The 23,287-nt window shown below is 63.6% G+C and carries 24 protein-coding genes; 9 read left to right on the plus strand and 15 right to left on the minus strand.

Annotation, left to right across the window (positions count from 1 at the left end; genetic code table 11):
• Positions 1-27: 27 nt before the first annotated feature.
• Both AC1DPX_RS23835 and AC1DPX_RS23840 read right to left on the minus strand, forming a co-directional pair.
• The gene (locus AC1DPX_RS23835) at positions 28-567 is read right to left on the minus strand and encodes an ABZJ_00895 family protein (protein ID WP_477239853.1); all 540 of its coding nucleotides are present in this window, start codon (positions 565-567) and stop codon (positions 28-30) included.
• A gap of 7 nt (positions 568-574) precedes the next feature.
• Positions 575-1,069, minus strand: coding sequence for an NUDIX domain-containing protein (locus AC1DPX_RS23840; RefSeq protein ID WP_477239854.1), 495 nt, complete (start codon positions 1,067-1,069; stop codon positions 575-577).
• A 65-nt stretch (positions 1,070-1,134) separates the two neighbouring features.
• On the opposite strand from AC1DPX_RS23840, the gene AC1DPX_RS23845 reads away from it, so the two are divergent.
• Entirely contained in the window at positions 1,135-2,064 is a 930-nt protein-coding gene (locus tag AC1DPX_RS23845; protein ID WP_477240094.1) for a metallophosphoesterase family protein, read from the plus strand.
• On the opposite strand, the gene AC1DPX_RS23850 is transcribed toward AC1DPX_RS23845, so the two are convergent.
• The 4 genes from AC1DPX_RS23850 to leuA form a co-directional block, all read right to left on the minus strand.
• A complete protein-coding gene (locus AC1DPX_RS23850) occupies positions 2,048-2,662 on the minus strand; it encodes a hypothetical protein (RefSeq protein ID WP_202358147.1) in 615 nt (204 codons plus the stop codon). The two genes, AC1DPX_RS23845 and AC1DPX_RS23850, sit on opposite strands and share 17 nt — an antisense overlap.
• Positions 2,663-2,856: 194 nt before the next feature.
• The gene (locus AC1DPX_RS23855) at positions 2,857-3,660 is read right to left on the minus strand and encodes an alpha/beta fold hydrolase (protein ID WP_477239855.1); all 804 of its coding nucleotides are present in this window, start codon (positions 3,658-3,660) and stop codon (positions 2,857-2,859) included.
• Between the two features lie 223 nt (positions 3,661-3,883).
• Positions 3,884-5,659 (minus strand): tetratricopeptide repeat protein, encoded by a 1,776-nt coding sequence (locus AC1DPX_RS23860; protein ID WP_477239856.1) that lies wholly within the window; start codon positions 5,657-5,659, stop codon positions 3,884-3,886.
• A gap of 251 nt (positions 5,660-5,910) precedes the next feature.
• Complete coding sequence (gene leuA, locus AC1DPX_RS23865; RefSeq protein ID WP_477239857.1) at positions 5,911-7,656, minus strand: 2-isopropylmalate synthase; 1,746 nt, start codon at positions 7,654-7,656, stop codon at positions 5,911-5,913.
• A gap of 428 nt (positions 7,657-8,084) precedes the next feature.
• On the opposite strand from leuA, the gene AC1DPX_RS23870 reads away from it, so the two are divergent.
• From AC1DPX_RS23870 to AC1DPX_RS23880, 3 genes are read left to right on the plus strand one after another with little or no spacing between them, the layout of a single operon-like run.
• Positions 8,085-9,251, plus strand: a complete 1,167-nt coding sequence (locus tag AC1DPX_RS23870; RefSeq protein ID WP_477239858.1) for an ATP-grasp domain-containing protein — start codon at positions 8,085-8,087, stop codon at positions 9,249-9,251.
• A 4-nt stretch (positions 9,252-9,255) separates the two neighbouring features.
• The gene (locus tag AC1DPX_RS23875) at positions 9,256-10,032 is read left to right on the plus strand and encodes an esterase family protein (protein WP_477239859.1); all 777 of its coding nucleotides are present in this window, start codon (positions 9,256-9,258) and stop codon (positions 10,030-10,032) included.
• The gene (locus AC1DPX_RS23880; protein WP_477239860.1) at positions 10,032-10,346 is read left to right on the plus strand and encodes a nuclear transport factor 2 family protein; all 315 of its coding nucleotides are present in this window, start codon (positions 10,032-10,034) and stop codon (positions 10,344-10,346) included. The genes AC1DPX_RS23875 and AC1DPX_RS23880 overlap by 1 nt, the downstream gene beginning before the upstream one ends.
• A 10-nt stretch (positions 10,347-10,356) precedes the next feature.
• Here AC1DPX_RS23880 and AC1DPX_RS23885 read toward each other — a convergent pair whose 3' ends face one another.
• Positions 10,357-11,889 carry an MFS transporter gene (locus AC1DPX_RS23885; RefSeq protein ID WP_477239861.1) on the minus strand — a complete coding sequence of 511 codons (1,533 nt, stop codon included), beginning with the start codon at positions 11,887-11,889 and terminating at the stop codon, positions 10,357-10,359.
• 146 nt (positions 11,890-12,035) lie between these two features.
• Between AC1DPX_RS23885 and AC1DPX_RS23890 the strand changes: the two genes are divergently transcribed.
• Positions 12,036-12,977 (plus strand): LysR family transcriptional regulator, encoded by a 942-nt coding sequence (locus tag AC1DPX_RS23890; RefSeq protein ID WP_477239862.1) that lies wholly within the window; start codon positions 12,036-12,038, stop codon positions 12,975-12,977.
• On the opposite strand, the gene AC1DPX_RS23895 is transcribed toward AC1DPX_RS23890, so the two are convergent.
• Positions 12,967-14,064, minus strand: a complete 1,098-nt coding sequence (locus AC1DPX_RS23895) for an AbrB family transcriptional regulator (protein ID WP_477239863.1) — start codon at positions 14,062-14,064, stop codon at positions 12,967-12,969. The two genes, AC1DPX_RS23890 and AC1DPX_RS23895, sit on opposite strands and share 11 nt — an antisense overlap.
• Before the next feature lie 181 nt (positions 14,065-14,245).
• Between AC1DPX_RS23895 and AC1DPX_RS23900 the strand changes: the two genes are divergently transcribed.
• A complete protein-coding gene (locus AC1DPX_RS23900) occupies positions 14,246-14,491 on the plus strand; it encodes a type II toxin-antitoxin system ParD family antitoxin (RefSeq protein ID WP_095201961.1) in 246 nt (81 codons plus the stop codon).
• 17 nt (positions 14,492-14,508) lie between these two features.
• Positions 14,509-14,826 (plus strand): type II toxin-antitoxin system RelE/ParE family toxin, encoded by a 318-nt coding sequence (locus tag AC1DPX_RS23905; protein WP_244730744.1) that lies wholly within the window; start codon positions 14,509-14,511, stop codon positions 14,824-14,826.
• Positions 14,827-14,908: 82 nt separating this feature from the next.
• Here the strand turns inward: AC1DPX_RS23905 and AC1DPX_RS23910 are convergent, their stop codons facing one another.
• From AC1DPX_RS23910 to AC1DPX_RS23920, 3 genes are all read right to left on the minus strand, one after another.
• Complete coding sequence (locus tag AC1DPX_RS23910) at positions 14,909-15,217, minus strand: putative quinol monooxygenase (RefSeq protein WP_202358158.1); 309 nt, start codon at positions 15,215-15,217, stop codon at positions 14,909-14,911.
• Positions 15,218-15,281: 64 nt separating this feature from the next.
• A complete protein-coding gene (locus AC1DPX_RS23915) occupies positions 15,282-16,064 on the minus strand; it encodes an SDR family NAD(P)-dependent oxidoreductase (protein WP_477239864.1) in 783 nt (260 codons plus the stop codon).
• Between the two features lie 62 nt (positions 16,065-16,126).
• Entirely contained in the window at positions 16,127-16,564 is a 438-nt protein-coding gene (locus AC1DPX_RS23920; protein ID WP_477239865.1) for a DsrE family protein, read from the minus strand.
• A gap of 96 nt (positions 16,565-16,660) precedes the next feature.
• On the opposite strand from AC1DPX_RS23920, the gene AC1DPX_RS23925 reads away from it, so the two are divergent.
• Positions 16,661-17,764 (plus strand): hypothetical protein, encoded by a 1,104-nt coding sequence (locus AC1DPX_RS23925; protein WP_477239866.1) that lies wholly within the window; start codon positions 16,661-16,663, stop codon positions 17,762-17,764.
• A gap of 157 nt (positions 17,765-17,921) precedes the next feature.
• On the opposite strand, the gene AC1DPX_RS23930 is transcribed toward AC1DPX_RS23925, so the two are convergent.
• The 3 genes from AC1DPX_RS23930 to AC1DPX_RS23940 form a co-directional block, all read right to left on the minus strand.
• The gene (locus AC1DPX_RS23930) at positions 17,922-18,869 is read right to left on the minus strand and encodes a cation diffusion facilitator family transporter (RefSeq protein WP_477239867.1); all 948 of its coding nucleotides are present in this window, start codon (positions 18,867-18,869) and stop codon (positions 17,922-17,924) included.
• A gap of 5 nt (positions 18,870-18,874) precedes the next feature.
• Entirely contained in the window at positions 18,875-21,064 is a 2,190-nt protein-coding gene (locus AC1DPX_RS23935; RefSeq protein ID WP_477239868.1) for an anthranilate synthase, read from the minus strand.
• Between the two features lie 96 nt (positions 21,065-21,160).
• Positions 21,161-21,316, minus strand: coding sequence for a hypothetical protein (locus AC1DPX_RS23940; protein ID WP_477239869.1), 156 nt, complete (start codon positions 21,314-21,316; stop codon positions 21,161-21,163).
• 69 nt (positions 21,317-21,385) lie between these two features.
• Here AC1DPX_RS23940 and AC1DPX_RS23945 point away from each other — a divergent pair, with 69 nt between their 5' ends.
• Entirely contained in the window at positions 21,386-22,156 is a 771-nt protein-coding gene (locus AC1DPX_RS23945) for an isocitrate lyase/PEP mutase family protein (RefSeq protein WP_477239870.1), read from the plus strand.
• 1 nt (position 22,157) lies between these two features.
• Here AC1DPX_RS23945 and AC1DPX_RS23950 read toward each other — a convergent pair whose 3' ends face one another.
• Entirely contained in the window at positions 22,158-23,213 is a 1,056-nt protein-coding gene (locus tag AC1DPX_RS23950) for a succinylglutamate desuccinylase/aspartoacylase family protein (RefSeq protein ID WP_202358165.1), read from the minus strand.
• Positions 23,214-23,287 lie beyond the last annotated feature (74 nt).

Genomic DNA, 23,287 nt, shown 5'->3' on the forward strand with positions numbered 1-23,287 from the left:
TCGCCGATGGCTGCAAATCGTCGAGTCTTACCGGAAGGTCTCGGCGTTGATGCGAGCCTGTCTGGCAAGCTCCGCCTTCAGGAAATTCTTGCCCATGCGGCTGGAATAGCCCCAGGCGTTGATCGCAAAGACGATAAGCCCGCCAAACAGCAGGACGAAAACCCAAACGAGGGCAGGCATGGCATTGCTTCCCGGCATGGCCCCGCCCGCAACAGCAAGGCCGACGAGTATCAGTGAAAGCAGGCACGAGGCCAGAGACGAAAAAAGCGTAATCTTCCAATATTCGTCTCGATTGAAAAGCCGAAGGTTCCTGTTGATGAATTTGTAGGAGGCGAAGGAGGTCGACCCGAATGTGATGGCGAAGCCGCTTGCATGGCCGAAGCTGTCCGGCAGCGACGGAAACATCATTGCTACGCCCATAAACACAACGGTCAAGCCTACCATCATAAGACTATAAAAGCCGACATAGGGCCAAACGCTCACTGATTTTACTTGTTCGAGATCCATGGAATCGTCCCCCCGTGTATTTTCCTGATCAATATAGCTTGGGACTTTTTCAACAGCCAAGGCGGGCTCACCAATAGGGCGACGCGGGTTCCTCTCCAAAAACCTCGGCGATGCGCCGCAGCGTTGCCGGCGTCGTGTCCCTGGGCAAGCGATCCAGCGGGAAGAAGCCGGCCTCGGCGATCTCGTGGTCGGGCAGCTTCGGCGTGGTCTGACTGAACTGCTCGATGAGATAGAAGCCGACATGGTCGCGTCGGCTGGAGCGGCGGTTGAAGTGCATCGACTTCAGCGCCGCGGGGGCGGTCAGCGCGATGTTGCCTTCCTCGGCGAGTTCGCGCGCCAGCGCCTCAGCCAGCGTTTCTCCGACCTCGACGCCGCCGCCGGGAAGCTGCCAGCCGGGCACATAGGTGTGGCGGATGAGGAAGATGGAATTCGTCGCGGTGTCACGGACGAGGCCGCGCACGCCGAGGGTCATTGGCCGCCGCAGCACGAAATAGAGATGGAACAGCCGGGCCCGCAAACCCGGCCAGCCGGTCTGGCGGAAGGTGTCTTCCGGGTTTGCCATCAGGTGCGAAACCGGTAAGGAAACCTTGAGTGGAAAGCCGGGCGCTGGTCGCCTATGAGGGATGGATGTTCAGGCTCGCGCATATTTCCGATGTCCATCTGGGGCCGCTCCCCGATGTATCCTATCGCGATCTCGCCTCCAAGCGCGTGCTCGGCTACGTCAACTGGCAACGCAATCGCCGGCGTCACATGCATGACGCCGTCATCGACGCCATCACCGCCGACATCAAGGCGCAGAACCCGGACCACCTCGCCGTTACCGGCGACCTCGTCAATCTGGCGCTCGACGGCGAGATCGAGATGGCCAAGCACTGGCTGGAGACGCTGGGATCGCCGCACGACGTTTCCGTGGTTCCGGGAAACCACGACGCCTATGTGCCGGGCGCGTTCGACAAAGTCTGCCGCTCATGGGCGGCCTGGATGAGCGGCGACGGCGTCAACACGCCGGTCGACCGCAACGCGTTTCCCTATCTGCGCGTGCGCGGCGATGTCGCGCTGATCGGCGTCTCGACGGCGCGCGCCACGGCGCCCTTCATGGCCAATGGCTTTTTCATGGAAGGGCAGGCGGAGCGGCTCGGCAAGATCCTGCGAGACACCGGCGGGCAGGGCCTGTTTCGCGCTATCATGATCCACCATCCGCCGGTGCGCGGCGCCGTCTCGCAGCACAAGCGGCTGTTCGGCATCGCCCGCTTCCACAAAGTCATTCGCAAGAACGGTGCGGAACTCATCCTGCACGGTCATTCGCATCTGCCGTCGCTGTTCCAGATCGGGCCGCGCGGCACCAAGGTTCCGGTGGTCGGCGTCGCCGCCGCCGGCCAGGCGCCGGGCGGCAAGCATCCGGCGGCCCAGTACAATCTCTTCGATATCGATGGCGAAAAGGGCAATTGGCGCATCGGCCTGACGCGGCGCGGCCTGACCGGGCCGGCCATACCGCCAGCCGATCTGCAGACGATGGAACTGGGTGTGGAGGCCAGCGCTGCTATGGCCGCAGGCTGAACACCATCGCCACGAGGCGGTCCCAGAACAGGGCGACCGACACCGCCAGGCCGACCAGCGCGCCGGCGGCGACCAGGCCAAGGCCTGACAGGAAGGCCGACCAGCCGTTGCCGCGTTGCGGCGATCGCAGCGGTGGCTCGGCCTCCGCCACCTCGGCACGCCTCATCCCCGCGACAGCCGGCTCGACCCCACCCTCCATCATCCTCTGGCGCTCGACGATGCGCTCGGCGACATAGCGCGTCACGGAATCGACAACCGGCTTCATCTCGGTCGATTCGGCAAGCACCACGCGGCCGATGCGGGTGTCCTTGAGGAATCGGTAGGTGCGGCGGTCGCGCCCCATGGCGACATGGCTGACGGCATCGATCCAGAGGCGCGGTTGCAGCCCCGCCGAAACGACGAAGTCGAAATTGTCCATGTCGGCAGGCACGTCGGCAAAAACGGGTGCAAGTTCGGCGGCCAGCAGATCGAGGCGCATGCGATGCGCCTCGCGCATGTCGACGACGACGTCGTCGCGGTCGGCGAAGGCGTTCTTCACATCACGGATGGCATCGGACAGTTTTCTTGACGGATCGATCTTTTCGCCTGCGTCCTTCATCGGCGTCAGCCTCGCGGGTTTGGTTAACACGGGGTTAACACAGGCGACGGCAAAATGCACTGGCGAGATCAAGGGGACCAACGCGCTCCAGGCATGTTGCGCTGAAGCGCGTCGCGTAATGCGCTTCAGGTCTTTGTTCATGCATGTCGTTCTCCCGAACCGAGGTCCCATTTGGGCGACACGCATTAGGCAACTCAACTGGCCGCGGCGGCGAGTTTGGGGCGAACGGGCCTGGCGCGGCGGTTCATATTGCGCCGGATGATGCTGGCGATCAGGTCGGGTGCTTCCTCGATCAGCATATGGCCGGCCTCCAGCACATGATGCACATGAAAGCGCGCCGGCAGGTCATCCGCATGGGTGAAGGGCAGCACCGCGTCATCACTGCCCCACACCACCATCACCGGCATGGTCAGCCTGTCCAACTGCTCGCGCGGGATAACACCTTGCCGGTCGTCCCTGGTCATGACGGCGGCGATCTCGACGAGTTTTTCCGATTGTCCGGGCCGCTGGCGCATTTGGAACAGCATTTCGGCGATGTGTGGCGAAGGCGCGCTGGCAGGCCCTGACATCGCGCCAAGGCAGGCGCGGATCTCGGCAAGATCCCGCGCCCCGGCATAGCGGCGCAGCAAGGGGCCGTTGATCTCCGGGCCAAAACCGCCGGGCGCCAGAAGCGTCAGCGAGGCCACTTTCTCCGGCGCGGCCATAGCCATCAAGGCCGCCACCGCTCCACCCATCGAATGGCCAACGAGATGGATCCGCTTGACCGCGCGGGTCGCGAGGTCAGCAAGCACAGCTCTTGCCGCGACCTTTGCAGGCCCGGCCTCGGGAAAGTCGAGCGACAGGCCATGCCCCGGCAGATCATAGGCAAGGGTGCGCGCGGCAGCAGAGAGCGGGGCGATCACGTCGCGCCAGACGTCGGAGCAACCACCAAAACCGTGCAGCAGGACGATTGTCTTCGAGCCGGCACCCTGTTCGGCAGCATGGAGCGATGAGATCATGAAAGCGGAAGGTATCAAATTGCGGGAACGCGTGAAATGTGACTGGATTGCGCTTCGTCCAGAGCCATGGCCAGTAAAATCTTCGCGATTTTCGCGAGCGCTGGCATGTCATACGACGGGTTCGCCCGGCAAAAGCCGGCAGATCATCCCGTTCGGCGCTTCGTCCCGTGCGCGCGAACGCCCAACAATTCCATTGGTCCAACCCGTCCCGGCCTGCCGAAGGTCAGCTGGCGTTGCCGAGCCCGGCGGCGCGCAAGGCGTCGATCAGCTTCTCGGTCAGATCGGCCGGATATTTTCGGTCGATGAAAGTCGCGCGCGGATTGGCGGCGAATTTCGGGAATTTAGTGGTGAGTTCATCGAGCAGCTTGCCTGCCAGACTGTCCTGGCCGGAGATCCTGGCGCCGATCAGCCGCGCGGCAAGATAGTGCGATTTCGTCGCGGTGGTTCTCAGGGCGGAGCTGGCGATCGCGGCCTTGTCGGTGTCGCCGAGCATGAATTCGCCTGCGAAAAGCCCGAAATCCCACCATGTCGGATGGCCGCTGGAGGCATCCACCGCATGGGCCAGAAGGGGTGTTCCCTCGGCGTAACGGCCGGCGAAGACCAGCCCATAACCATAGGCGGCCGCCATGGCGACGTCATAGGGGTTGAGGTCATAGGCCTTGCGCATCCAGCGCAGCGCTTCCTCGGCATTGCCAAGACGCGAATTGATGTAGCCGTAGGAACGATGCGCGTAGGGACTGGTCGGGCCCATCTGCACGGCGCGATGGGCGAATGTGATCGCCTTTTCGATCGTCGCATCCGGCGGATAGGCGTAGTGGTCGTTCACGGCTTCAAGGTGCAACGAGGCGAGTTCGGAATAAACAAGCGACGATTTTGCACCGTTCTCGGCCAGGGTTTCCAGGCAGCGATAGGCGGCCTCATGGGTTCTGGCGTTCTGGTCGAGATAGTATTTGCCGTTGAGCAGCAGGCACTGCGTCAGGCCGTTCTGAATGCCGCTCTGCTCGATATAGTTGTAGATCGTGCCGGACGCGGGCAGCGCGGAACTCAGGATGCCCGCGATACGGTCTTCGACGGCCGATGGAGCGCTGTCGGCAGCGGTCAGGTTGCGCGACAAAAGCACACGTCCGGTCGCCACGCTCTGCAGTTCGACGGTGATCTCGCCCGCGCCCGGTCCAGGCAGGACATCGAACATGAAGCTCGTCGCACTTGTGACCGGATCGGTCTTGTCGACGGTGTCGCGACCGATGAAGTCGATCGTATCGAAGCCACTCAGCCCGGCGCGCAACGACGCGGCGACGCGGCTGGCGTCGGCGCCGCTGGCCTTGACGGCGATGTAGACAAGCGGCAAGGCCTCGCTGACAGGGGACGGCGCAATGCCGCTGGTAAGACCGGCGCTCTCGAACGTGGCCGGCAGATCGCCGCCGGCCAGCAATGCGCCGCTGCCCTGGCGCAGGATCAGGACGCCGAGCATGGCGATGACGACGGCGATCGCCATCCAGAAGAACCTGAGATGGCGCGCCACCGAGGGCACGGGGGTTGCCGCCTGCGCCGGCGATGCAGCGGGCGCAACAGCATCCTCGGCAGCGGCAGGGTACTCGGCCGGAGCCGATGCCGCTGGCGGCTGCTCGGCGGGTTTGGCCGCTTCCGGCAGACGGATCGCGTTGAGCTCATAGGCCGGCACGTAGCCGCCGCGTGGAATGGCGATGCGAACGGGCTCGGCGATGCCTTCATTGGCGAAATACTGCTGCAGCAATTCGCGCAGCCTGCCTGCCTGCACCCGCACGACGGCATCGGTCGACGGATCGAAATCGCCGTCCTTGCCGAAGACGTCCATGGCGATGGAAAAGCCCTTGAGCCTGTCGGCTTCGCCGGCCTGCTCGCGCTCGACGAGATAACGGATCAGTTTGCGCGCGCGCTCGGATCTTCCGAACGTTTCGCTGGCAAGCAGTCGCTCCAGTGTCTCGCGCACTGCGGGGGCGGCAGGCGTGGCATGCTGCAAGTGTCGATCCTCTCGAAGTCGGCACAGGTTGAGGCGCGATCATATAGGGCTCGCACCACCACACAAGTATACACCCGTTATGCGATCGCGTACCTAACCGGATAATTTTCCGGTGGTTAATGACGCGACCGATGCCGGCTACCAAACAAGCACGCCGCCAGCGTCGGCCGTTTGAGGCCAAGGCCTTGTTCGGGCTCGAAAAATTGGCTGGCGCGAGAGCCGTTCAGCTCTCTCGCGCCAATCAGCAAATGCTACCGCGTCTTGCGGCCGACGATGCGGTTGGCTGCCGAAGTCACCGCTTCCAGCGAGGCGGCGACGATGTTGGTGTTGATGCCGGCACCGAACAGCTTGCCGCCGGGATATTCCATTTCGACATAGGAAATGGCGGACGCATTGGAGCCACGTTGCATCGAGTGTTCGGAATAATCGAGCACCGACATCTCGACGCCGACATGGCGCGACAGCGCATCGACGAAACCGTCGATCGGGCCTGTGCCGGTGCCGGATATGGTCACTTCCTTGCCCTTGTCGAGGATCACTGCCTCGACCACGCGCCGCCCCTTGACCACCGTGTCTGGATAGGTGTGGTGGTCGAGGAATTTCAGGCGCGCGCCCGGCTGGTCGACATAGGTTTCGAGGAAGCGCTCATAGATGCGCTTGGCCGGCACTTCCTTGCCTTCGGCGTCGGTGATCGCCTGGATCGCCTGGCTGAACTCTATCTGCAGGTTGCGCGGCAGATTGAGGCCATAATCAGCCTGCAGCACATAGGCGATGCCGCCCTTGCCCGACTGCGAGTTGATGCGGATGATCGCCTCGTAGCTGCGGCCGACATCGGCCGGATCGATCGGCAGGTAGGGCACTTCCCACAGGCCAGTGTTGGCCTTCTTCAGCGCCTTCATGCCCTTGTTGATGGCGTCCTGGTGCGAGCCGGAAAAGGCGGTGTAGACGAGTTCGCCGACATAGGGATGGCGCTCCGGGATCTTCAACTGATTCGAATATTCGTAGACGTCCTTCATCCGGTTGATGTCGGAGCAATCGATGCCCGGGTCGACGCCTTGCGTGTACATGTTGAGCGCCAGGGTGACGATGTCGACATTGCCGGTGCGCTCGCCATTGCCGAACAGCGTGCCTTCGACGCGGTCCGCACCCGCCATCAGACCGAGTTCGGTGGTGGCAATGCCGGTGCCGCGGTCATTGTGCGGATGCAGCGAGATGATCAGGTTCTCGCGGTTGTCGAGATTGCGGCACATCCATTCGATGCGGTCGGCATAGATGTTGGGCGTCGACATCTCGACCGTCGACGGCAGGTTGATAATCAGCTTGTTGTCTGAAGTCGGCCTGACGATCTCGGTGACGGCGTTGCAGATCTCCAGCGCGACTTCGAGCTCGGTGCCGGTAAAGCTTTCCGGCGAATATTCGAAGCGATAGCCGCCGCCGGCCTTGGCCGCCATGTCGGTAATCATCTTGGCCGCGTCGGTGGCGATGCGCTTGATGCCGCCGACATCCTTTTCGAAGACGACGCGGCGCTGCAATTCGCTGGTCGAATTGTAGAAATGCACGATCGGGTTGGTGGCGCCCTTCAGCGCCTCGAAGGTGCGGGTGATCAGTTCGGGCCGGCACTGCACCAGCACCTGCAGCGACACGTCGGCGGGGACGTTGCCTTCCTCGATGCACCAGCGGGCGAAGTCGAAATCGGTCTGCGAGGCCGAGGGGAAGCCGATCTCGATCTCCTTGAAGCCCATGTCGAGCAGCAGGCCGAACATGCGCGCCTTGCGCTCGTGGCCCATCGGGTCGATCAGCGCCTGGTTGCCGTCGCGCAGGTCGACCGAACACCAGATCGGCGCCTTGTCGATGACCTTGTTGGGCCAGGTGCGGTCGGTGAGGCCGACGGTCGGATAGGGTTGATATTTGCGGGCTGCCTCACGCATGCCGCGGGCCGGTTCCACGCCCGTGCCGGTGACCTCGGCATCAGGGCGGATTTGTTCTCGTGCGTTCATCGTCTTGTTCTCCCGGCGGCCCTCGGATCCGTCTTTAGACGGATTGTTGGCGAGTGGCGCCTTTACCAGATTTTCGTTCGCTTGATGTGACTGCCAATTTTGAGACTGGCCAAGGAGCATGCGCTTGCGCGGCGGTTCGACCGCCGGGCGCTCCTTCAGCGAACCCGGCGATCGCCGATAAGGCCGAGAAGAAGCAGGGTCGAGGCAAGCGCGCGCACGGTCTCGCCGGCAAAGCCGGTCTGACGGGAAGCGGTGGTGGCGCGCGTGTTCATGCCGGTTCTCATACAGGAGCGGCCTGTGGGAGGCAAGCAGGGGCTGAATCCGTTGAACATTATCCCTAATTCAGGTGCTCTTCCCCAGGCGCTGCAAATGCGCCAGACTTGGGTGCCGGCGGGGCTGGGGTGCGTCGCCGCCATGAGGGGGTGTCGATGAATTTCGTGTTCTTCTCGCCGCATTTTCCCACCAACGGCGCCGATTTCTGCGACCGGCTGAAGAAGGCCGGCGCCACCGTGCTCGGCATTGGCGACGAGCCCTATGACGCGCTGAACAGCAAGCTGAAGAGCGCGCTTTCGGAATATTACCGCGTCGCCGACATGGAGGACTACGATCCGGTATTCCGGGCGATGGGGCATTTCATCCACAAATGGGGCCGCATCGACCGTTTCGAATCGCTCAACGAGCATTGGCTGGAGCTGGAAGCCAACATCCGCACGGACTTCAACATCTACGGCACCAAGCTCGATTTCGTGAAGAACCTGAAGCGCAAGAGCCGCATGCGCGCCTTCTTCCGCAAGAGCGGCGTCGAGACGATCGCGCAGCGCAAGTGTTCCGACCGTGCCGGCGCCATGACCTTCATCCGCCGCGTCGGCTATCCCGTGGTGGTGAAGCCGGATTCGGGCTCAGGCGCTTCCAACACCTTCAAGATCTCAAACACGGGGGAACTCGACCAGTTCTTCCGCGACAAGCCCGAGGACGTGACCTTCGTCATGGAGCAGTTCATCGAGGGGCTGGTGGTGACCTATGACGGGCTGGTCAACCGCGACGGCGAAGTGGTGCTGGCGGCCAGCCACCGCTACGACCAGAGCGTCATGGAGGTGGTCAACAAGGACCGCCACATGAGCTACACCTGTTTTCCCCATATCAGGCCAGCGGTCGAGGAGGCCGGCCGCAAGATCCTGAAGGCGTTCGACGTGCGCGAGCGCTTCTTCCATATCGAACTGTTCGAGACCAGGGACGACCGGATCATCGCGCTGGAGGTCAATATGCGCCCACCTGGCGCCTGGATGACCGACGCCATCAACTACACGTTCGACATCGACGTCTACGCCGCATGGGCCGACATGGTGGTCAAGGACGCCGCCGGCGGACCCTATGAGGGCAAGTATTTCACCGCCTATGCCAGCCGCAAGCGGCACCTCCACTATTTGCACAGCCATGAGGACGTGTTAGCGGCGCACGGCGACAAGATCGTCCACCATCAGCAGATAGAAGAGGTTTTCAGCCGCGCCATGGGAAATTACGCCTATCAGATGCGCTCGAAGGATCAGGTGGAGCTGCGCGAGGCGGTCGCTTATATCCACGCGGAAAAGGCCTGAGGCCATGGACATCTCCTATCACAAGCATTTCTCCGGCAAGCTCGGCCGCGACATGGAGTACAAGCGTTACGGCCATGCCGGCAGGCCGGTGGTGGTGTTCCCGACTTCGCAGGGGCGGTTCTACCAGTTCGAGGATTCCGGCGGGGTGGGCTCATTGGCCGAGTTCATCGACACCGGCCGCATCCAGCTGTTCACCGTCGACGGCATCGATTCGGAATCCTTCTTCGACAAGCATGCCGACGCCGCGCATCGCATCGGCCGCCACGAGGCCTATTTCCGCTATGTGCGCGAGGAGGCGCTGCCGGAAATCCTGTCCACGGCATCGGCCGCCAATGGCGGACGCAAGCTGAAGCCGCTGTTCTCAGGCTGTTCGATGGGTGGCTACCATTCCTCGAACTTCGTCTTCCGCTTCCCGGAACTCGCCAGCGGCGTCATCTCGCTGTCGGGCGTCTATTCGGCCCGCGATTTCTTCGGCAAGGCGCTGGAAGGCGATATCTTCTACAACTCGCCGCTCGACTATCTGCCGGGCATCGTCGACCCGAAGCTTTTGGCCCGGCTCAAGGCGCTGCGGCTGATCTTCTGCTGCGGGCAGGGCGCCTGGGAAGAGCGCATGTTGGTCGAGACGCGCCAGCTGGAACAGATCCTGCGTGACAAATCCATTCCGGCCTGGGTCGACTATTGGGGCGGCGACGTCAGCCATGACTGGCCATGGTGGCACAAGCAGCTGGTCTATTTCTTCGGCCGCTGGCTGGATGATGATCTGATGCATAGATTGGACTGATGACCACGCCAGAACCCATTCGCCGCTTTGTCGAGGCCACAAACGCAGGCGACACGGAAGCCTTTCTCGACACCTTTGCCGACGACGCGTTCTTGAGCGACTGGGGACGATCCTTCCAGGGCCGCGAGCAGATCGCGCGCTGGAACCAGTCGGACAATATCGGCGTGAAATCGCATCTGCGTATCGTCAACATCACCCCTGCGGAAGGCACCTATCGCGTCCGCATCGCCGTCAAGGGCAAGGGCTTCAACGGCGAGGGCGACATGACCTTCACGCTGGATGGCGATCGCATCACGAGCCTCGTCATCACCTGACACCCGTAGCTTATCCTTCCTGGCATGCCGGCACAGGCACGGTCTCGCGTTCCGCCGCCGATCCGCGACGCAGGCCGAGGAAGACGACAAGGGCGGTGACGATGGTGATTGCCGCCAGCACGATCAGCAGCCTGTCGAACGCCGTGTCGTAGGCCTGGACCAGAGCCACGGCGCTGGCCGCCGGCAGATGCCGCGCCGTTTCACCGAGATTGCCGGTCACCAGCATCTGCGCCGCGGCGGCCGCATCCCTGGAAGACGCACCTTGAGTGCCTAGCTGTGCGGCGGTGAAACCCGACAGGGTCGCCATGACGATCGCCACCGCCACGCCCTCGCAAGCAACGCGCGTGGTGTTGAAGATGCCGACCGCCATGCCGGCGCGCTCCCTGGGCACGACGCTGACGGCAAGCCCGTCCATCAGCCCCCAGGGCAAGGCGATGCCGACGCCGATCAGCACCAGCGGCGCCACCAGGGCGACGGCGATCGGCGGCGTCAGGCTCAGCCAGACGAGGCCGGCGGCGGTGATGAGCAGGCCCGCGCCGCAGATCGTGGCCGGCGCGATCCAGCGTGCCAGCTGGCCGGCAAGCAAGGGCAGGATCAGCAGCGGCCCCGACAGACAGATCATCAATTGCCCGGCCTTGATCTCGCTCATCCCTTCAATGCCGATGAAGCGGATCGGCAACAGCACCAGCAGGACGACGAAGCCATAGGCGGGCGCCGCCGCCAGGAACTGGACGCCGACGAAGCGGGGGAAGCGAAACAGCGTGAGATCGAGCATCGGCCGGCGCAAGCGCCGTTCAACGACAACGAAGGCGGCGAAGAAGAGGGCGGCCGCGGCCAGCAGAGCGATGACGAGGGGATCGGCCCAACCGCTCTGCGGCGCCTGCAGGACGCCATAGGTCAGCGAGGCCAGCGCTGTGGTGAAGGTGCCGGCGCCCGCCCAGTCGAGACCGGTCGCATCCGGGTCGCGCGATTCCCTGATGGTGCGCAGGCCAAGCATCGCCGAGGCGATCGCCAGCACCGCCACCAGAACAAAGATCGACCGCCAGCCGAATGCGGAGATGAGCAGGGCCGAGGCGATGGGGCCGAAGGCCAGGCCAATGCCGAAACTGGTGCCGAGGAAGCTGAAAGCACGCAGCCGTAGCGGCCCTTCGAATTCCTGCGCAAGCGCCGAAGCGCCGCCGGCGAAGGCCAGGGCGCTGCCGATGCCTTGCGCGGCCCTGAACATGTCAAACCAGACGATGCCGGGCGCCAGCATCGCACCCAGTGACGCTAGGACATAGAGGCAGAGGCCACCGAGGAAGATGCGCTTGCGGCCCAGATTGTCGGCCAGCGCGCCTGCCGCCATCAGGCTGGCGCCGAAGGTCAGCATGAAGGCGTTCGTCACCCAGTTGAGCGCGATCGGGCTGCCGCCGAGATCGGCCGCGATGCGGGAAAGCGCGACGGCCGGGCCGGTGAAGGTCAAGGGCATGGTCATCGCGGCAAGGCATACCGACAAGAGCACGAGCCAGCGCTCGGCGGGGCCGGTTGGGGTCTTCGGGGTCATGGATTTTCCTATCTGAAGCAGCATCCTCCGGCATGTGCGTGGCTCGCGGCGCCGGTTTTAACGACAAGATAGGTCGACGAGCTTTCAGGAAAAATAGTATTATATCTCCTGATATACCGGACTGAAACGCTCTAATGGGAATGACGATGGATCGTCTCAATGGCCTTTTGGCCTTCGCCCGTACCGCAGAGCTCGGCAGTTTCATTGCCGCCGGCCGGGCGCTCGGCATTTCGGCTTCCGCCGTCGGCAAGAGCGTGGCCAGGCTCGAACAGGAACTCGGCGTGCGGCTCCTGCAGCGCAGCACGCGGCGGGTCGGCCTGACGGAAGAGGGCAGGCTGTTCAACGAGCGGGTGCGGCGCATCCTCGACGACATCGACGATGCCGAGGCGATGCTGTCACGAACGCGGGAGACGCCGCACGGGCGGCTGCGTATCTCGACCCCGATCGTCACCTATCATCTGCTGCTGCCGGTGCTGTCGGAGTTCATGGCTCGCTATCCCGAGATCGAACTCGACATCGATTTCAACGACCGCATCGTCGATGTCATCGAGGAAGGCATCGACGTCGCGATCAGAAGCGGCGAGCTGCCGGATTCACGATTGGTGTCGAGGCCTGTTGGGCCTTTTCGCATGCTTCTGTGCGCGGCGCCCTCCTACCTCGAGCGCCATGGCACACCCGGCGAACCGGCGGATCTCATCCGGCATTTCGGCATAAGCTTTCGCTTTCTCAACAGTGGCAGGCTGCTGGAGTGGCCCTTCATCACCGGAAGCGCTGAACCGCAGATCCGCTCGAAGCTGACCTGCAACAACATGGAGGCTTTGAAGGGGGCCACGATCGCGGGGCTCGGTATTGCCTGCATGCCCGATTTCCTGGTCCGCGAGGCGCTGCTGGACGGAAGGCTGCGCACCGTGCTCGACGATCATATCGACGGCCGCGGCCAGTTCCGCATGCTGTGGCCCTCCAACCGCCATCTGTCGCCCAAGGTACGCGTCTTCGTCGATTTCCTTCCCGAGCGCCTTGCGGTGGCGGCGAATATGACTGGGGCGAAAAGTAGGGCACCAAAGGCGCTGAAGCCTATCAGTCCCTGATGCTTCTGGCCACCAGCCGCGCAACGCTCGGGCCGACGAGCAGCACGATCAGGAAGCGGGCCGATTGCAGCGCCATGACGAAGGAGATGTCGACGTTCCGCGCCGCGGCGGCGATGATGGCGACGCTGTCCATGCCGCCGGGGCTGGTCGCCAGATAGGCGGTCAGCGGATCGATGCCGAGGAGATGGCTGATCAGGAAGGCGAGCCCGCCGCAAAAGGTGATCAGCGCCACGATCGAGGCGATGATCTGCGGCAAAGCGCGCGTCGCATGCCGCAGGATCGGCCTGGTGAAGTTCAGCCCGATCGACCAGCCGACCATGGCGTAGCTGATCGCCAGCAGCCAGGGCGGCAGCTGCATCTCGACGCCGAGGCCGAGATGGACGACGGCGCCGAAGATGAAGGTGCCGAGGAAGAAGGGTGAGGGCAACCGGCACAGCTTTCCCGCCAGGCCACCTATGACTGCGATGCCGATGGTCGCGGCGAAGGCCTGGGCATCGACCGGCGGAAACCAGATGATCGGTGGGATTTCGATGCCCGATGTGTCGACCCACATCTTGGCTACCACAGCCGCCGTCATCGATACGAAGATGACGCGCAGATACTGCATGAAGGCGACAAGCCGCTGGTCGGCGCCGAAAGCGCCGGCCATCAGCACCATGGCGGTGGCTGCCCCAGGCGAGGAACCCCAGACGGCGGTGGTGCCGGGCAGGATGCGCCAGCGGCTGATCAGCCAGCCAAGCAGGCTGGAGGCCGCGACGGTGGCAATCACCACGCCCAGGAACAGCGGCCATTCCTGGTAGAAGACCGGAAAGATGTCGGCCGAGATCGACGCGGCGACGAGGCAGCCGACAATGGCCTGGGCGGAGCCGAACAGCAGGCGCGGCACCCGCACCGTGGCGCCATTGGTGCCGGCGACGATCGCCGCCAGCATCGGCCCGATCAGCAGCGCCGCCGGCAGGGCGGCAAGTTCGAGCACGCCGGCAAACAGGGCCGAGATGGTGAGCAGGACCAGCCATTGCGCAAACTTGTGCAAGTGCGCCATACGTTCGATGGCCGGCGTATCCGGCTGCTCGGGCGAGGTCTCCATATTTCGGTCTTAGACCCAGCCGCGAAAAATACGAACCCTTGCGGCGAAAATGGGCACGATTTCTCTCAACTGGCGACGCTGGCGTGGAGCCTACGTTGGTGCGGGCATTCTTCACGCCGATGTCAGTAATTGCGCAAATTTTGTTATTTGCGTATAGTCAAAGGGACAAGGAGGTACACCTATGAACGTATCATTGGGAGATCGTTGGGAAAATTTTGTCTCGGACATCGTCAAGCTTGGCCGCTACGGCTCGGCCAGTGAAGTCGTGCGCGAGGGGCTGCGCCTGGTCGAAGAACGCGAGGAAAAGCTGAAGGCTTTACGCGCCATGCTCGACAAATCGTTTGCTGAGGGCGGTGAAGCCACCGAACAGGACATTGATGCATCTTTAGACGCCAAGGCCGCACAGCTCGCAAAGGAAGGCCTCTAGGAGTGCCACGCCTTCGCATGCTCTCGTCAGCCCAAGCAGACTTGGTCAGTCTTCTTGAGCATATCGCGCGAGAAAGCGGCGACCTCAAAGTCGCGAGACGGTTTGTAGAGGTCTTGCGTCAAAAATGTCGCGACCTCGCGACATTGCCAGCCACTATCGGGCGTGCGCGGCACGAGCTCAGACCTGACGTGCGAAGCTACGCATTTCGCGGGTATGTGATCTTCTTCCGTTATCGGGACGATTTCTTCGAAGTCGCCACCATAATCGAGGGGGGCATCGCGATATTGACGCTCTGTTTTCCGAAGCAGAGGGTGACTGAGGAGTATTCCGTATGAATGCCATATCCTCGGCACCGTGCCGACGCGCGCTAGCGCCCGGCCATGGGCCGCATTCGAGAAGCGCTTGCTTCGTTGGGGTTCAGCCGGTCTTGCCGTCAGGCAATCCGAAACCGCCGACCGGGTGGGTCTCCACCTGGAACTCGAAGCCGGCGATGAAGGGGCGCGCCTTGGCGATGGCCGCCTGGACTTCGGGAAGCTGCAGCGAGGCCTTGTGGCTTGCCTGGTCCGTCCACACTTCGGTCACCCAGATCGCATCGGCATCGGCCGGGTCGGTGGCGACGATATAGCTCAGGCAGCCCGGCAGGGCGCCGGTGCTGGCGCGCAGGACGTCCATGACCGCGTCGCGCTGGCCGCGCGCCGCCCGCATCTTGCCGATCAGTCCGTACATTCAGTTGTCTCCCCTTCAAAGTCTCCGACAAGAGTGTGCGGGCCTTCAGTATGCAGATAGCCGGTCACGGCATCAACTGGCCGCCATTCACCTCGATCACCTGGCCGGTGATGTAGCCGCTCAACAGGTCTGACGAGAGGAACAGATAGGCGCCGACGCAGTCTTCCGCCGTGCCGGCCCGGCCCTGCGGAATGGTGGCGACCATGCCCTTGATCTGCTCCTCGGTCGAATAGCGCTCGTGGAACGGGGTGAGAATGGTGCCGGGCGCCACAGCGTTGACGCGGATGCCGAAGCCGATCAGTTCCTTGGCCATGCCGCGCGTGACATTGGAGACGAAGGCCTTCGCAGAGCCGTAGAGGCCGGCGCCGCCGCCCGCACCATTGCGCGCGGCGATCGAGGAGGTGTTGACGATGAAGCCGCCCTGTTTCTTCAGCCACGGCATCGCCTTGCGCGAAGCGGTCAGCACCGAACGCGCGTTGAGGTCCATCACCGCGTCGTAATGCGCTTCGGTCTGTTCGGCATAGGGGATGCGGCCGAGCATGCCGCCGGCGTTGTTGACCAGCCCGTCGAGGCGGCCGAAATGCTGGGCGCTGTCCTCGACGACGCGCTCGACATCGGTGGCAACGGAAAAATCGCCCTGGACGAGGAACACCTCACCGCCGCCGTCGCGAATGGTCTTGGCGAGTTTCTCGGCAGCCTCTTTACTCGAATTGTAATGCAGCGCCACCTTGGATTTCTGCGCGGCGTAGGCCAGCGCGAGGGCTGCGCCGATGCCGGTCGAGGCGCCGGTGATCAGCACCGCCTTGCCGGCGAGATCGGGGATGGTGAGTGTATTGTTGGCTGGCACTGTTGTTTCCTCCGGGATGTCCGCCGCCCTTCGTAGGCCTTTGCCGCGGCAGTGTTCAAGCCTCAGGGGCGCAGATAGACATAGCCCTGGCTTTGCAGTTCCGCGAGCTTGACGACGCCGCCCTTGTCGGCGGCATGAAAACCCTCGAGCAGGTCGGTGAGCGAAATATCCATGCCCCGCATGGTGTTGCCGCAGGCCTGCGGCTCGAGCCCCTGCTGCACCAGGCCGGCGAAGCGGCCGGAGATCGCAGCCGATATGCCCTTCGACTTGAAGCTGGCCAGGGCCGGGCCATGCACGACCAGCACGATGTCGACATTGCCGCTGGTGCCTTCATAGTGGTTCTTGATGTTGCCGAGCACGAAGTTGACCTTGTCCACATCGCTTAAGTGATAGGCGACCTTCAGCCTGGCGGGTTCCGTGGCCGCGGCCTGCACCGACCGCAGGCCAAGAAACGTTCCGGTCCCGGCAAGAACCGCGCGGAACATGTCGCGTCTGCGCATGGGCACTCTCCTCAGATTTCACCGCCATTTGCGTGGCTGCGGCCGCAATACTAGCATAGGTTGATGCTACGTCCTGTCGATGCGAGGAGAGGTCACATGACGTTCGGGGCAAGGGAATGGAAGACAATTGCGGGCGCCGGGCTTGGCGTTGCGCTGCTCGGTTTCCTGGCCGGCACAGCGGTCGCCGACGAGGCGCTCAAACTTAGGGAACTCAGCCCGAACGGGGCGGACGCCTGTTTCGGCCGGGTCTATGACGCGGGCCATCTCAAGGCACATCCGAAGCAGAAAGTGGCGCGGATATTCTTCTACTACGGCCATGATCCGGTCAGCCGGCCGAACGAGGAACCCACGGCCAATGCCGACACATCCTACAACGGTTTTCTCACCACCACGGTGCGTGGCGCCAAGGCGCCGGAATGGGCTGGCGGCTGGTGCAATCACGAATCAGAGGACGGCACTTCAGGCCCGATCCGTTGCGGCATGGATTGCGACCGCACGCTGGCCTCGCTGAAGGTCGACGACAAGGGCCGCTTGCTCCTCTCCGACCTGTCTTCCGACATCTATCTCGATCCGGACTCTGAGGAGCAACTCGGCAAGGCGGAATACAACAGGCAAGCGCTCGGCTCGGAGGACGACAATTTCCGCCTCGATCCGATGCCGGCGGCGACCTGCAAGGCGGAATTCGCGCGCATCGATCCCATCGATCCGGCGCTCGGAGACCCGTTGCGCGTGCGGCTGAAGCCCGACCAGCCGTTCTGCTACGGCCGCGATTACGATGCGGCGCATATGAGTTCGCATCCCGACCAGCTGACGCAGTCGATCCGGGTTTTTCGCGGGCCGGTCGAACTGGCGTCCTTCGCATCTGGCGGTGACGTCGCCAATTGGCCTGACGGCGCCGACATTGCCGTTTCGGTCACGACGCGGCAGAAGTCCGGCAAGGTCACGCAGACCTATTCCTGCCAGGGCGAGGCCGACCAGTGGCGCTGCGCGGCAAGCTCGAAGATGAGCGATTTTGCCTGCGACATCGCCCAGAAGGAAATCTTCCTCAAGCGCGGCGCAAACGGCATGATGATGCTGGCCAATCCCAACAGCAGCCTGGCAATCGTCGATCTCTGCTCGAAGGCTGCTGATGGCAAGACGAAATCGGACGACAAGGTCTACCGGCTGGAGCCGATGCCGCAATCGGCCTGCGCACCTTGAGGCCTGCCGATATTCAGGTGATGCCGGCCTGCGAACGGCGACTTCCTGCGCTTCCGGTGCTCACGTACTTTAAAGTACGCTCCGCTCCGGTTCTCGGAAGTCACCATTCTCGACTCGGCCTGACCTGAATCTCGACAGGCCTCAGGCTAGCGCAAGGCTAAGCAAACGGAACGGCCGTCGTGCCCTTCGGCAGCTTGGCCTCATCATCTGGCTCGACATGGATGGTGACGCGCACCGAGGGGATTTCGGCTTTCAGTGCGTCTTCGATGCGGTCGCAGATGACGTGGCTGGCGCCGACCGACATGTCGGCGTCGACGACCAGATGGAACTCGATGAAGGTGGCGCGGCCGGCGATGCGGGTCTTCAGGTCGTGCACCTCGAGCGCACCCTTGCAGTTGGCCGAGATGACGTCGCGGATGCGCATGTGTTCGGTGGTGTCGACGGCACGGTCCATCAGCCCGTTCATCGACGAGCCGATGACGTGCCAGCCCTGCCACAGGATGTTGAGCGCGACGATGACGGCGAGTGCAGGATCAAGGATCTGCCAGCCGGTCAGGATTGCCCCGACCAGGCCGCCGAAGACGCCCACCGAGGTGACGACGTCGGTCATGATGTGGTTGCCGTCGGCGACCAGCGCGGGCGATTTCTCCGCCCGGCCGACGTGGATCAGCATCCAGGCCCAGAAGGCATTGATGAGGGTGGCGACGCCGTTGACGGCGAGGCCGCTCCAGGGCCTTTCCAGGGGTGCCGGCGCTTGCCAGGAGCGCCAGACCTCGTTGAGGATCAACAGTGCTGCGACGACGATCAGCACGCCTTCGAGCACCGCCGAGAAATATTCCGCCTTGTGATGGCCGAACGGATGATCCTGGTCGGCCGGCTTGTAACTGACCTGGATCGCCCAGAAGGCCGCGACCGAGGCAATCACGTTGACGATCGATTCCAGCGCGTCCGAATAAAGCGCTACGGAGCCGGTGACGTACCAGGCGGCCAGCTTCAGCGCGAGCACGACAAAGGCGACCACGATCGACCAGAAGGCAAGGTTGGCAACCTTGCGCTTCGCGGCCGCCCTGGCTGCGATCGCCATCGTGTTCTCGGCTTCGGCCATCGCGGTCAGGCTGCCTTTTCCTTGGCCTTGCGCGGCAAGTGAGCGACGATGTTCTCGATGATGCGCATGCCGGCATTGTGGCCGAGCGTCATGATCGATTCCGGATGGAATTGCACGGCCGCGATCGGCTCCTTGCGGTGCTCGAAGGCCATGATGATGCCGTCCTCCGTCTCTGCCGTGACGATGAAATCATCGGGCAGCCGCACCGGATCGGCGAAGATCGAGTGGTAGCGGCCGACGGTGACTTCCTTGGGCAGGCCGGAGAAGATGATGCCCGGCTTGGAGACGCGGATGCGCGAGGGCTTGCCATGCATGGGAATATGCAGCTGACGCAATTCCCCGCCATAGGCCTCCGCCAACGCCTGCAGGCCAAGGCAGACGCCGAAGATCGGCAGGTCGCGGGCGCGCGCCCGTCTGATGGTGGCGGCGCAATCGAAATCCTTCGGCGTGCCCGGTCCGGGCGACAGCACGACGAGGTCCGGCTTCAGCCGCTCGAACACTTCCTCCGGCACCGGCGTGCGCACGGTCGAGACATTGGCGCCGGTCTGGCGGAAGTAATTGGCCAGCGTGTGGACGAAGGAGTCCTCGTGGTCGACGAGCAGGATGTTGACGCCGTCGCCGACGCGCGCGGTGGTGCGTTCGGTGCTGGCGGAATTTCCCGTCTTGGCGTCGCGGATGGCGGAGAGCATGGCAGATGCCTTCAGTTCGGTTTCGGCTTCTTCTTCCTCGGGAATGCTGTCGAAGAGCAATGTGGCGCCGGCGCGCACTTCGGCGATGCCGTCCTTGATGCGGATGGTGCGCAGCGTCAGGCCGGTGTTCATGTCGCCGTTGAAATTGACCATGCCGATCGCCCCGCCATACCAGGCGCGCGGGCTCTTCTCGTTCTGCTCGATGAAGCGCATGGCCCATAGTTTCGGCGCGCCGGTGACGGTGACAGCCCAGGCGTGCGAGAGAAACGCGTCGAAAGCATCCATGCCTTCGCGTAGCCGGCCCTCGATGTGGTCGACGGTGTGGATCAGGCGCGAATACATCTCGATCTGGCGGCGGCCGATGACGCGGACCGAGCCCGGCTCGCAGACCCGCGACTTGTCGTTGCGGTCGACGTCCGAGCACATTGTGAGCTCGGATTCGTCCTTCTTCGAATTGAGCAGTTTCAGGATCTGCTCTGAGTCGGAAATGGCGTCGTCGCCGCGCTTGATAGTGCCCGAGATCGGGCAGGTCTCGACCCGGCGGCCGTTGACGCGCACGAACATCTCCGGCGAGGCGCCGATCAGATATTCGTTTTCTCCGAGATTGATGAAGAACGAGTAGGGCGAGGGATTGATCGACTTCAGCTTGCGCGAAATCTCGGAGGGCTGGGTCTCGCAGCGCTCGTAAAACATCTGGCCGGGCACGACCTCGAACAGGTCGCCGCGCTTGAACGAGTCCATGGCCCGCCGCACAAGGTTGGCGTATTCGCCGGGTTCATGGTCGCCGCGCGGCGGGATGCGGTCGGCGGTCTTGAACGGCTCGGCGATCTCGTCGCGCGGCAGGCCTTCGGTCGAAAAACCCTCGCCCGAATAGTCATAGCGGTCGGTCCAGGCCTTGGCCGAATAGTGGTCGACCACCAGGATCTCGTCAGGCAGGAACAGCACCAGATCGCGCTGGCTCGGCTTGCGCTCGAGCTTGTAGTCGACCGGATCGAACTGGAAGGCGAGGTCGTAGCCGAAGGCGCCATAGAGGCCGAGATTGGCGTCTTCAGCGGTCTTGAACAGAGCGGTGATGGCGCGCAGCACGGTAAAGACCGAAGGCACGCGGCTGCGTTCCTCCTCGGTGAAGACACGGCCGGGCTTGGCGACGTCGAGGCGGATCAGCTTCTTCGTCGTCTCGGCGATGGTGATGTCGGCAAGGTCCGCCAGTGTCTTGCCGATGACTGGCAACAGCGCTTCGCCGCGACGGTTCAGCGCTTCGATGCGCATGGCGCGTCCGCGCGCCGAGATGACCAGCGGCGGATCGATGATGGCGGTATCCCAACGCGTGTAGCGGCCGGGATATTCGTAATTGGAGGAAAACACCGCGCCCCGGCGCGAGTTCAAACCATCGACATAGGCGTCGATCGCACCCGCATAGGGCCGGTCGTGGCGCTCGCGCGTAATGGTGATGCCACCCGCGGTCACGAAGCTTTCAGCGCCGTTTTCCAGAACCTTCATCGTCATTGCCGTCTCCATCAGCTTGTTGGGGCAACGGACCCGGGACTGGCTTTGGAAAAACAAATGGCCGCCCGGACTTTCCGTTGCGGCCACCCTCTCTTTTCACGCACGCGCGTTCGAACAGGCCGCTGTCAGCAGGCCCACCACCAAATGGTCTTGGTCGAACGCATGTTCATGGGCGAAATCCATAGCGGCGAAAAACCGGATGCGCAACAGGTTTGAAACGTCTGCCCGGTGGCCGCCGCTTCCCGGGCTCATGGCCCATCGCCAGCGCCGGTGGCGTTGCCTAGACTGTACATCCGACATCCAGAGAACGGGAAAACACCAATGACCGATCAGGCCGAGCGCGCGCGGACGTTCCATTCCCTTCACGTCAAGGGCAATCCGATCGTTCTCTACAATGCCTGGGATCCAGGCTCGGCCAAGATCGTCGAGAAAGCCGGCGCCAAGGCGATCGCCACCGGGAGTTGGCCGGTCGCGGCCGCCTTCGGCTATGCCGACGGCGAGAAAATCCCGCTGGACCTGGCGCTCGACAACATCAAGCGAATCGTCGCGGCGGTCGACCTGCCGGTGACCATGGATCTTGAAGGCGGCTACGGCGTCGAGCCGGAGACCGTCGCCAAGACCGTGACACGCGCATTACAGGCCGGCGCCATCGGCTTCAATTTCGAGGATCAGATCGTCGGCGGCACCGGCCTGCACGCCATCGCCGTTCAGGTGAAGCGGGTCGAAGCCGCCGCGGCCGCCGTCAAGGCGTCGGGCATACCGGCCTTCCTCAACGCTCGCACCGACATTTTCCTCAAGGCGAAGCCCGATGCGCATGACAGGGGACTGCTCGACCAGGCGATCGAGCGGGCGCATGCCTATGAAAAGGCCGGAGCAAGCGGCTTCTTTGCGGCAGGCCTGGGTGACGAGGGCCTCATCGAGGCGCTGTGCAAGGCCACGGCGCTGCCGGTCAACATCATCGCATTGGCGCATGTGCCGCCGCGCCAGCGGCTGGCCGAACTCGGCGTCGCCCGCATCAGCCACGGCCCGGTGCCTTACCGGCAGATGGCGGAGTGGCTGGAGGCCAAGGCGCGGCAAGCGATCTCGGGTTAAGTCAATCCTCCAGCGTACCTGACCTGGCGTCGGCGCTCTTCCTGTCGCCGACCAGCTTCAGCAGGTCCTCGCCGGCGCGGATGATGCGGCGCGAGCGGCGGGTCAGGATGATGCCGTCCTGCGGCGCGAACACTTCCGCGCGGCCATCGGCCTCGCCCGGGGCATGGACAATGGTGGCAAGGCGATCGCCCCTGGCGACGCGGTCGCCGGGCTTCACGTCATAGAGCACAGCGCCAGCCCGGGGAGCGGGCATCATGTCGATGTTTTCCAACGGGGCGACAACGCCCTTGAAAGGGCCGGGTTCGGAAAGCGCGCCGTCGGTGATCACGCCGCGCGCCACCAGCAGCCGGTAGAGGCCTTCGGCGTCGGCTTTGGCGAGGGCGCCATCGACGTCGAGGATGCCGCGATATTCGACCGTGGTGGCGACACGGCGGTCGAACTTCGCYACGTCGGCGGGAACGTTCTGGTAGGGCATGATCGAGGCGCCCTCGAAGGTGCCGTCGGTGTCCTCGCTCCACAACACGACCGCATCGACGCCCATGGCGGCGGCGCAATCGGCCATGGCAGGCCACAGGCTGGTGTGGATGTAGAGATAGGCAAGGCCCTCGTCGTCGCAGTGCAGGTCGAGCACGATGTCATGGCCGAGCGACAACTGCACCAGGCGTGACTTCAGCCGCTGGTCGGCGCCACCAAAGGAGGTGTCGGGCAACAGCCTGGCGTCGGGCGCGGCAAGCAGCGGAAAGGCGCGGTTGAAATTGGTGCGGGTGCCCAGGTGAAAGCGGCCCTGGTGTTCGCCGAAATGATATTGCGCGCGGCCGATCGGGTTGGCCCAGGGCACGATGGTGATGTCGCCCTTGATACGGCCTTCGGCCTCGGCCTTGCTCAGCGCCGGCATCAGCGCGTCGATGGCGACGACCCCTGGCAGTTCGCCGGCATGGAGGGCGGCCTGCAGATAGGCCGAGGGCGCCGCCTTGTCGGCGCCCGTGAAGCGGAACACGGGAAATTCGTAGGAAACGCCTTCGCTGTCACCGGCGATGCGTTCGATCGATTTCTGCATGGCTTCCTCCATTAGAGCGATGAGACATGCCCATTTGAGGTATCGCTGTCGATTGGTCCAGCCTGCCGCGCTAT

This window comes from Mesorhizobium sp. 01N446 (assembly GCF_056399285.1).

Bases quoted from the DNA above. Each gene is read 5' to 3' on its own strand.
- AC1DPX_RS23840 (WP_477239854.1), bottom strand. From the start codon at position 1,069: ATGGCAAACCCGGAAGACACCTTCCGCCAGACCGGCTGGCCGGGTTTG.
- AC1DPX_RS23845 (WP_477240094.1), top strand. From the start codon at position 1,135: ATGTTCAGGCTCGCGCATATTTCCGATGTCCATCTGGGGCCGCTCCCC.
- AC1DPX_RS23850 (WP_202358147.1), bottom strand. From the start codon at position 2,662: ATGAAGGACGCAGGCGAAAAGATCGATCCGTCAAGAAAACTGTCCGAT.
- AC1DPX_RS23855 (WP_477239855.1), bottom strand. From the start codon at position 3,660: ATGATCTCATCGCTCCATGCTGCCGAACAGGGTGCCGGCTCGAAGACA.
- leuA (WP_477239857.1), bottom strand. From the start codon at position 7,656: ATGAACGCACGAGAACAAATCCGCCCTGATGCCGAGGTCACCGGCACG.
- AC1DPX_RS23870 (WP_477239858.1), top strand. From the start codon at position 8,085: ATGAATTTCGTGTTCTTCTCGCCGCATTTTCCCACCAACGGCGCCGAT.
- AC1DPX_RS23875 (WP_477239859.1), top strand. From the start codon at position 9,256: ATGGACATCTCCTATCACAAGCATTTCTCCGGCAAGCTCGGCCGCGAC.
- AC1DPX_RS23880 (WP_477239860.1), top strand. From the start codon at position 10,032: ATGACCACGCCAGAACCCATTCGCCGCTTTGTCGAGGCCACAAACGCA.
- AC1DPX_RS23885 (WP_477239861.1), bottom strand. From the start codon at position 11,889: ATGACCCCGAAGACCCCAACCGGCCCCGCCGAGCGCTGGCTCGTGCTC.
- AC1DPX_RS23890 (WP_477239862.1), top strand. From the start codon at position 12,036: ATGGATCGTCTCAATGGCCTTTTGGCCTTCGCCCGTACCGCAGAGCTC.
- AC1DPX_RS23895 (WP_477239863.1), bottom strand. From the start codon at position 14,064: ATGGAGACCTCGCCCGAGCAGCCGGATACGCCGGCCATCGAACGTATG.
- AC1DPX_RS23900 (WP_095201961.1), top strand. From the start codon at position 14,246: ATGAACGTATCATTGGGAGATCGTTGGGAAAATTTTGTCTCGGACATC.
- AC1DPX_RS23905 (WP_244730744.1), top strand. From the start codon at position 14,509: ATGCTCTCGTCAGCCCAAGCAGACTTGGTCAGTCTTCTTGAGCATATC.
- AC1DPX_RS23910 (WP_202358158.1), bottom strand. From the start codon at position 15,217: ATGTACGGACTGATCGGCAAGATGCGGGCGGCGCGCGGCCAGCGCGAC.
- AC1DPX_RS23920 (WP_477239865.1), bottom strand. From the start codon at position 16,564: ATGCGCAGACGCGACATGTTCCGCGCGGTTCTTGCCGGGACCGGAACG.
- AC1DPX_RS23925 (WP_477239866.1), top strand. From the start codon at position 16,661: ATGACGTTCGGGGCAAGGGAATGGAAGACAATTGCGGGCGCCGGGCTT.
- AC1DPX_RS23930 (WP_477239867.1), bottom strand. From the start codon at position 18,869: ATGGCCGAAGCCGAGAACACGATGGCGATCGCAGCCAGGGCGGCCGCG.
- AC1DPX_RS23935 (WP_477239868.1), bottom strand. From the start codon at position 21,064: ATGACGATGAAGGTTCTGGAAAACGGCGCTGAAAGCTTCGTGACCGCG.
- AC1DPX_RS23940 (WP_477239869.1), bottom strand. From the start codon at position 21,316: ATGAGCCCGGGAAGCGGCGGCCACCGGGCAGACGTTTCAAACCTGTTG.
- AC1DPX_RS23945 (WP_477239870.1), top strand. From the start codon at position 21,386: ATGACCGATCAGGCCGAGCGCGCGCGGACGTTCCATTCCCTTCACGTC.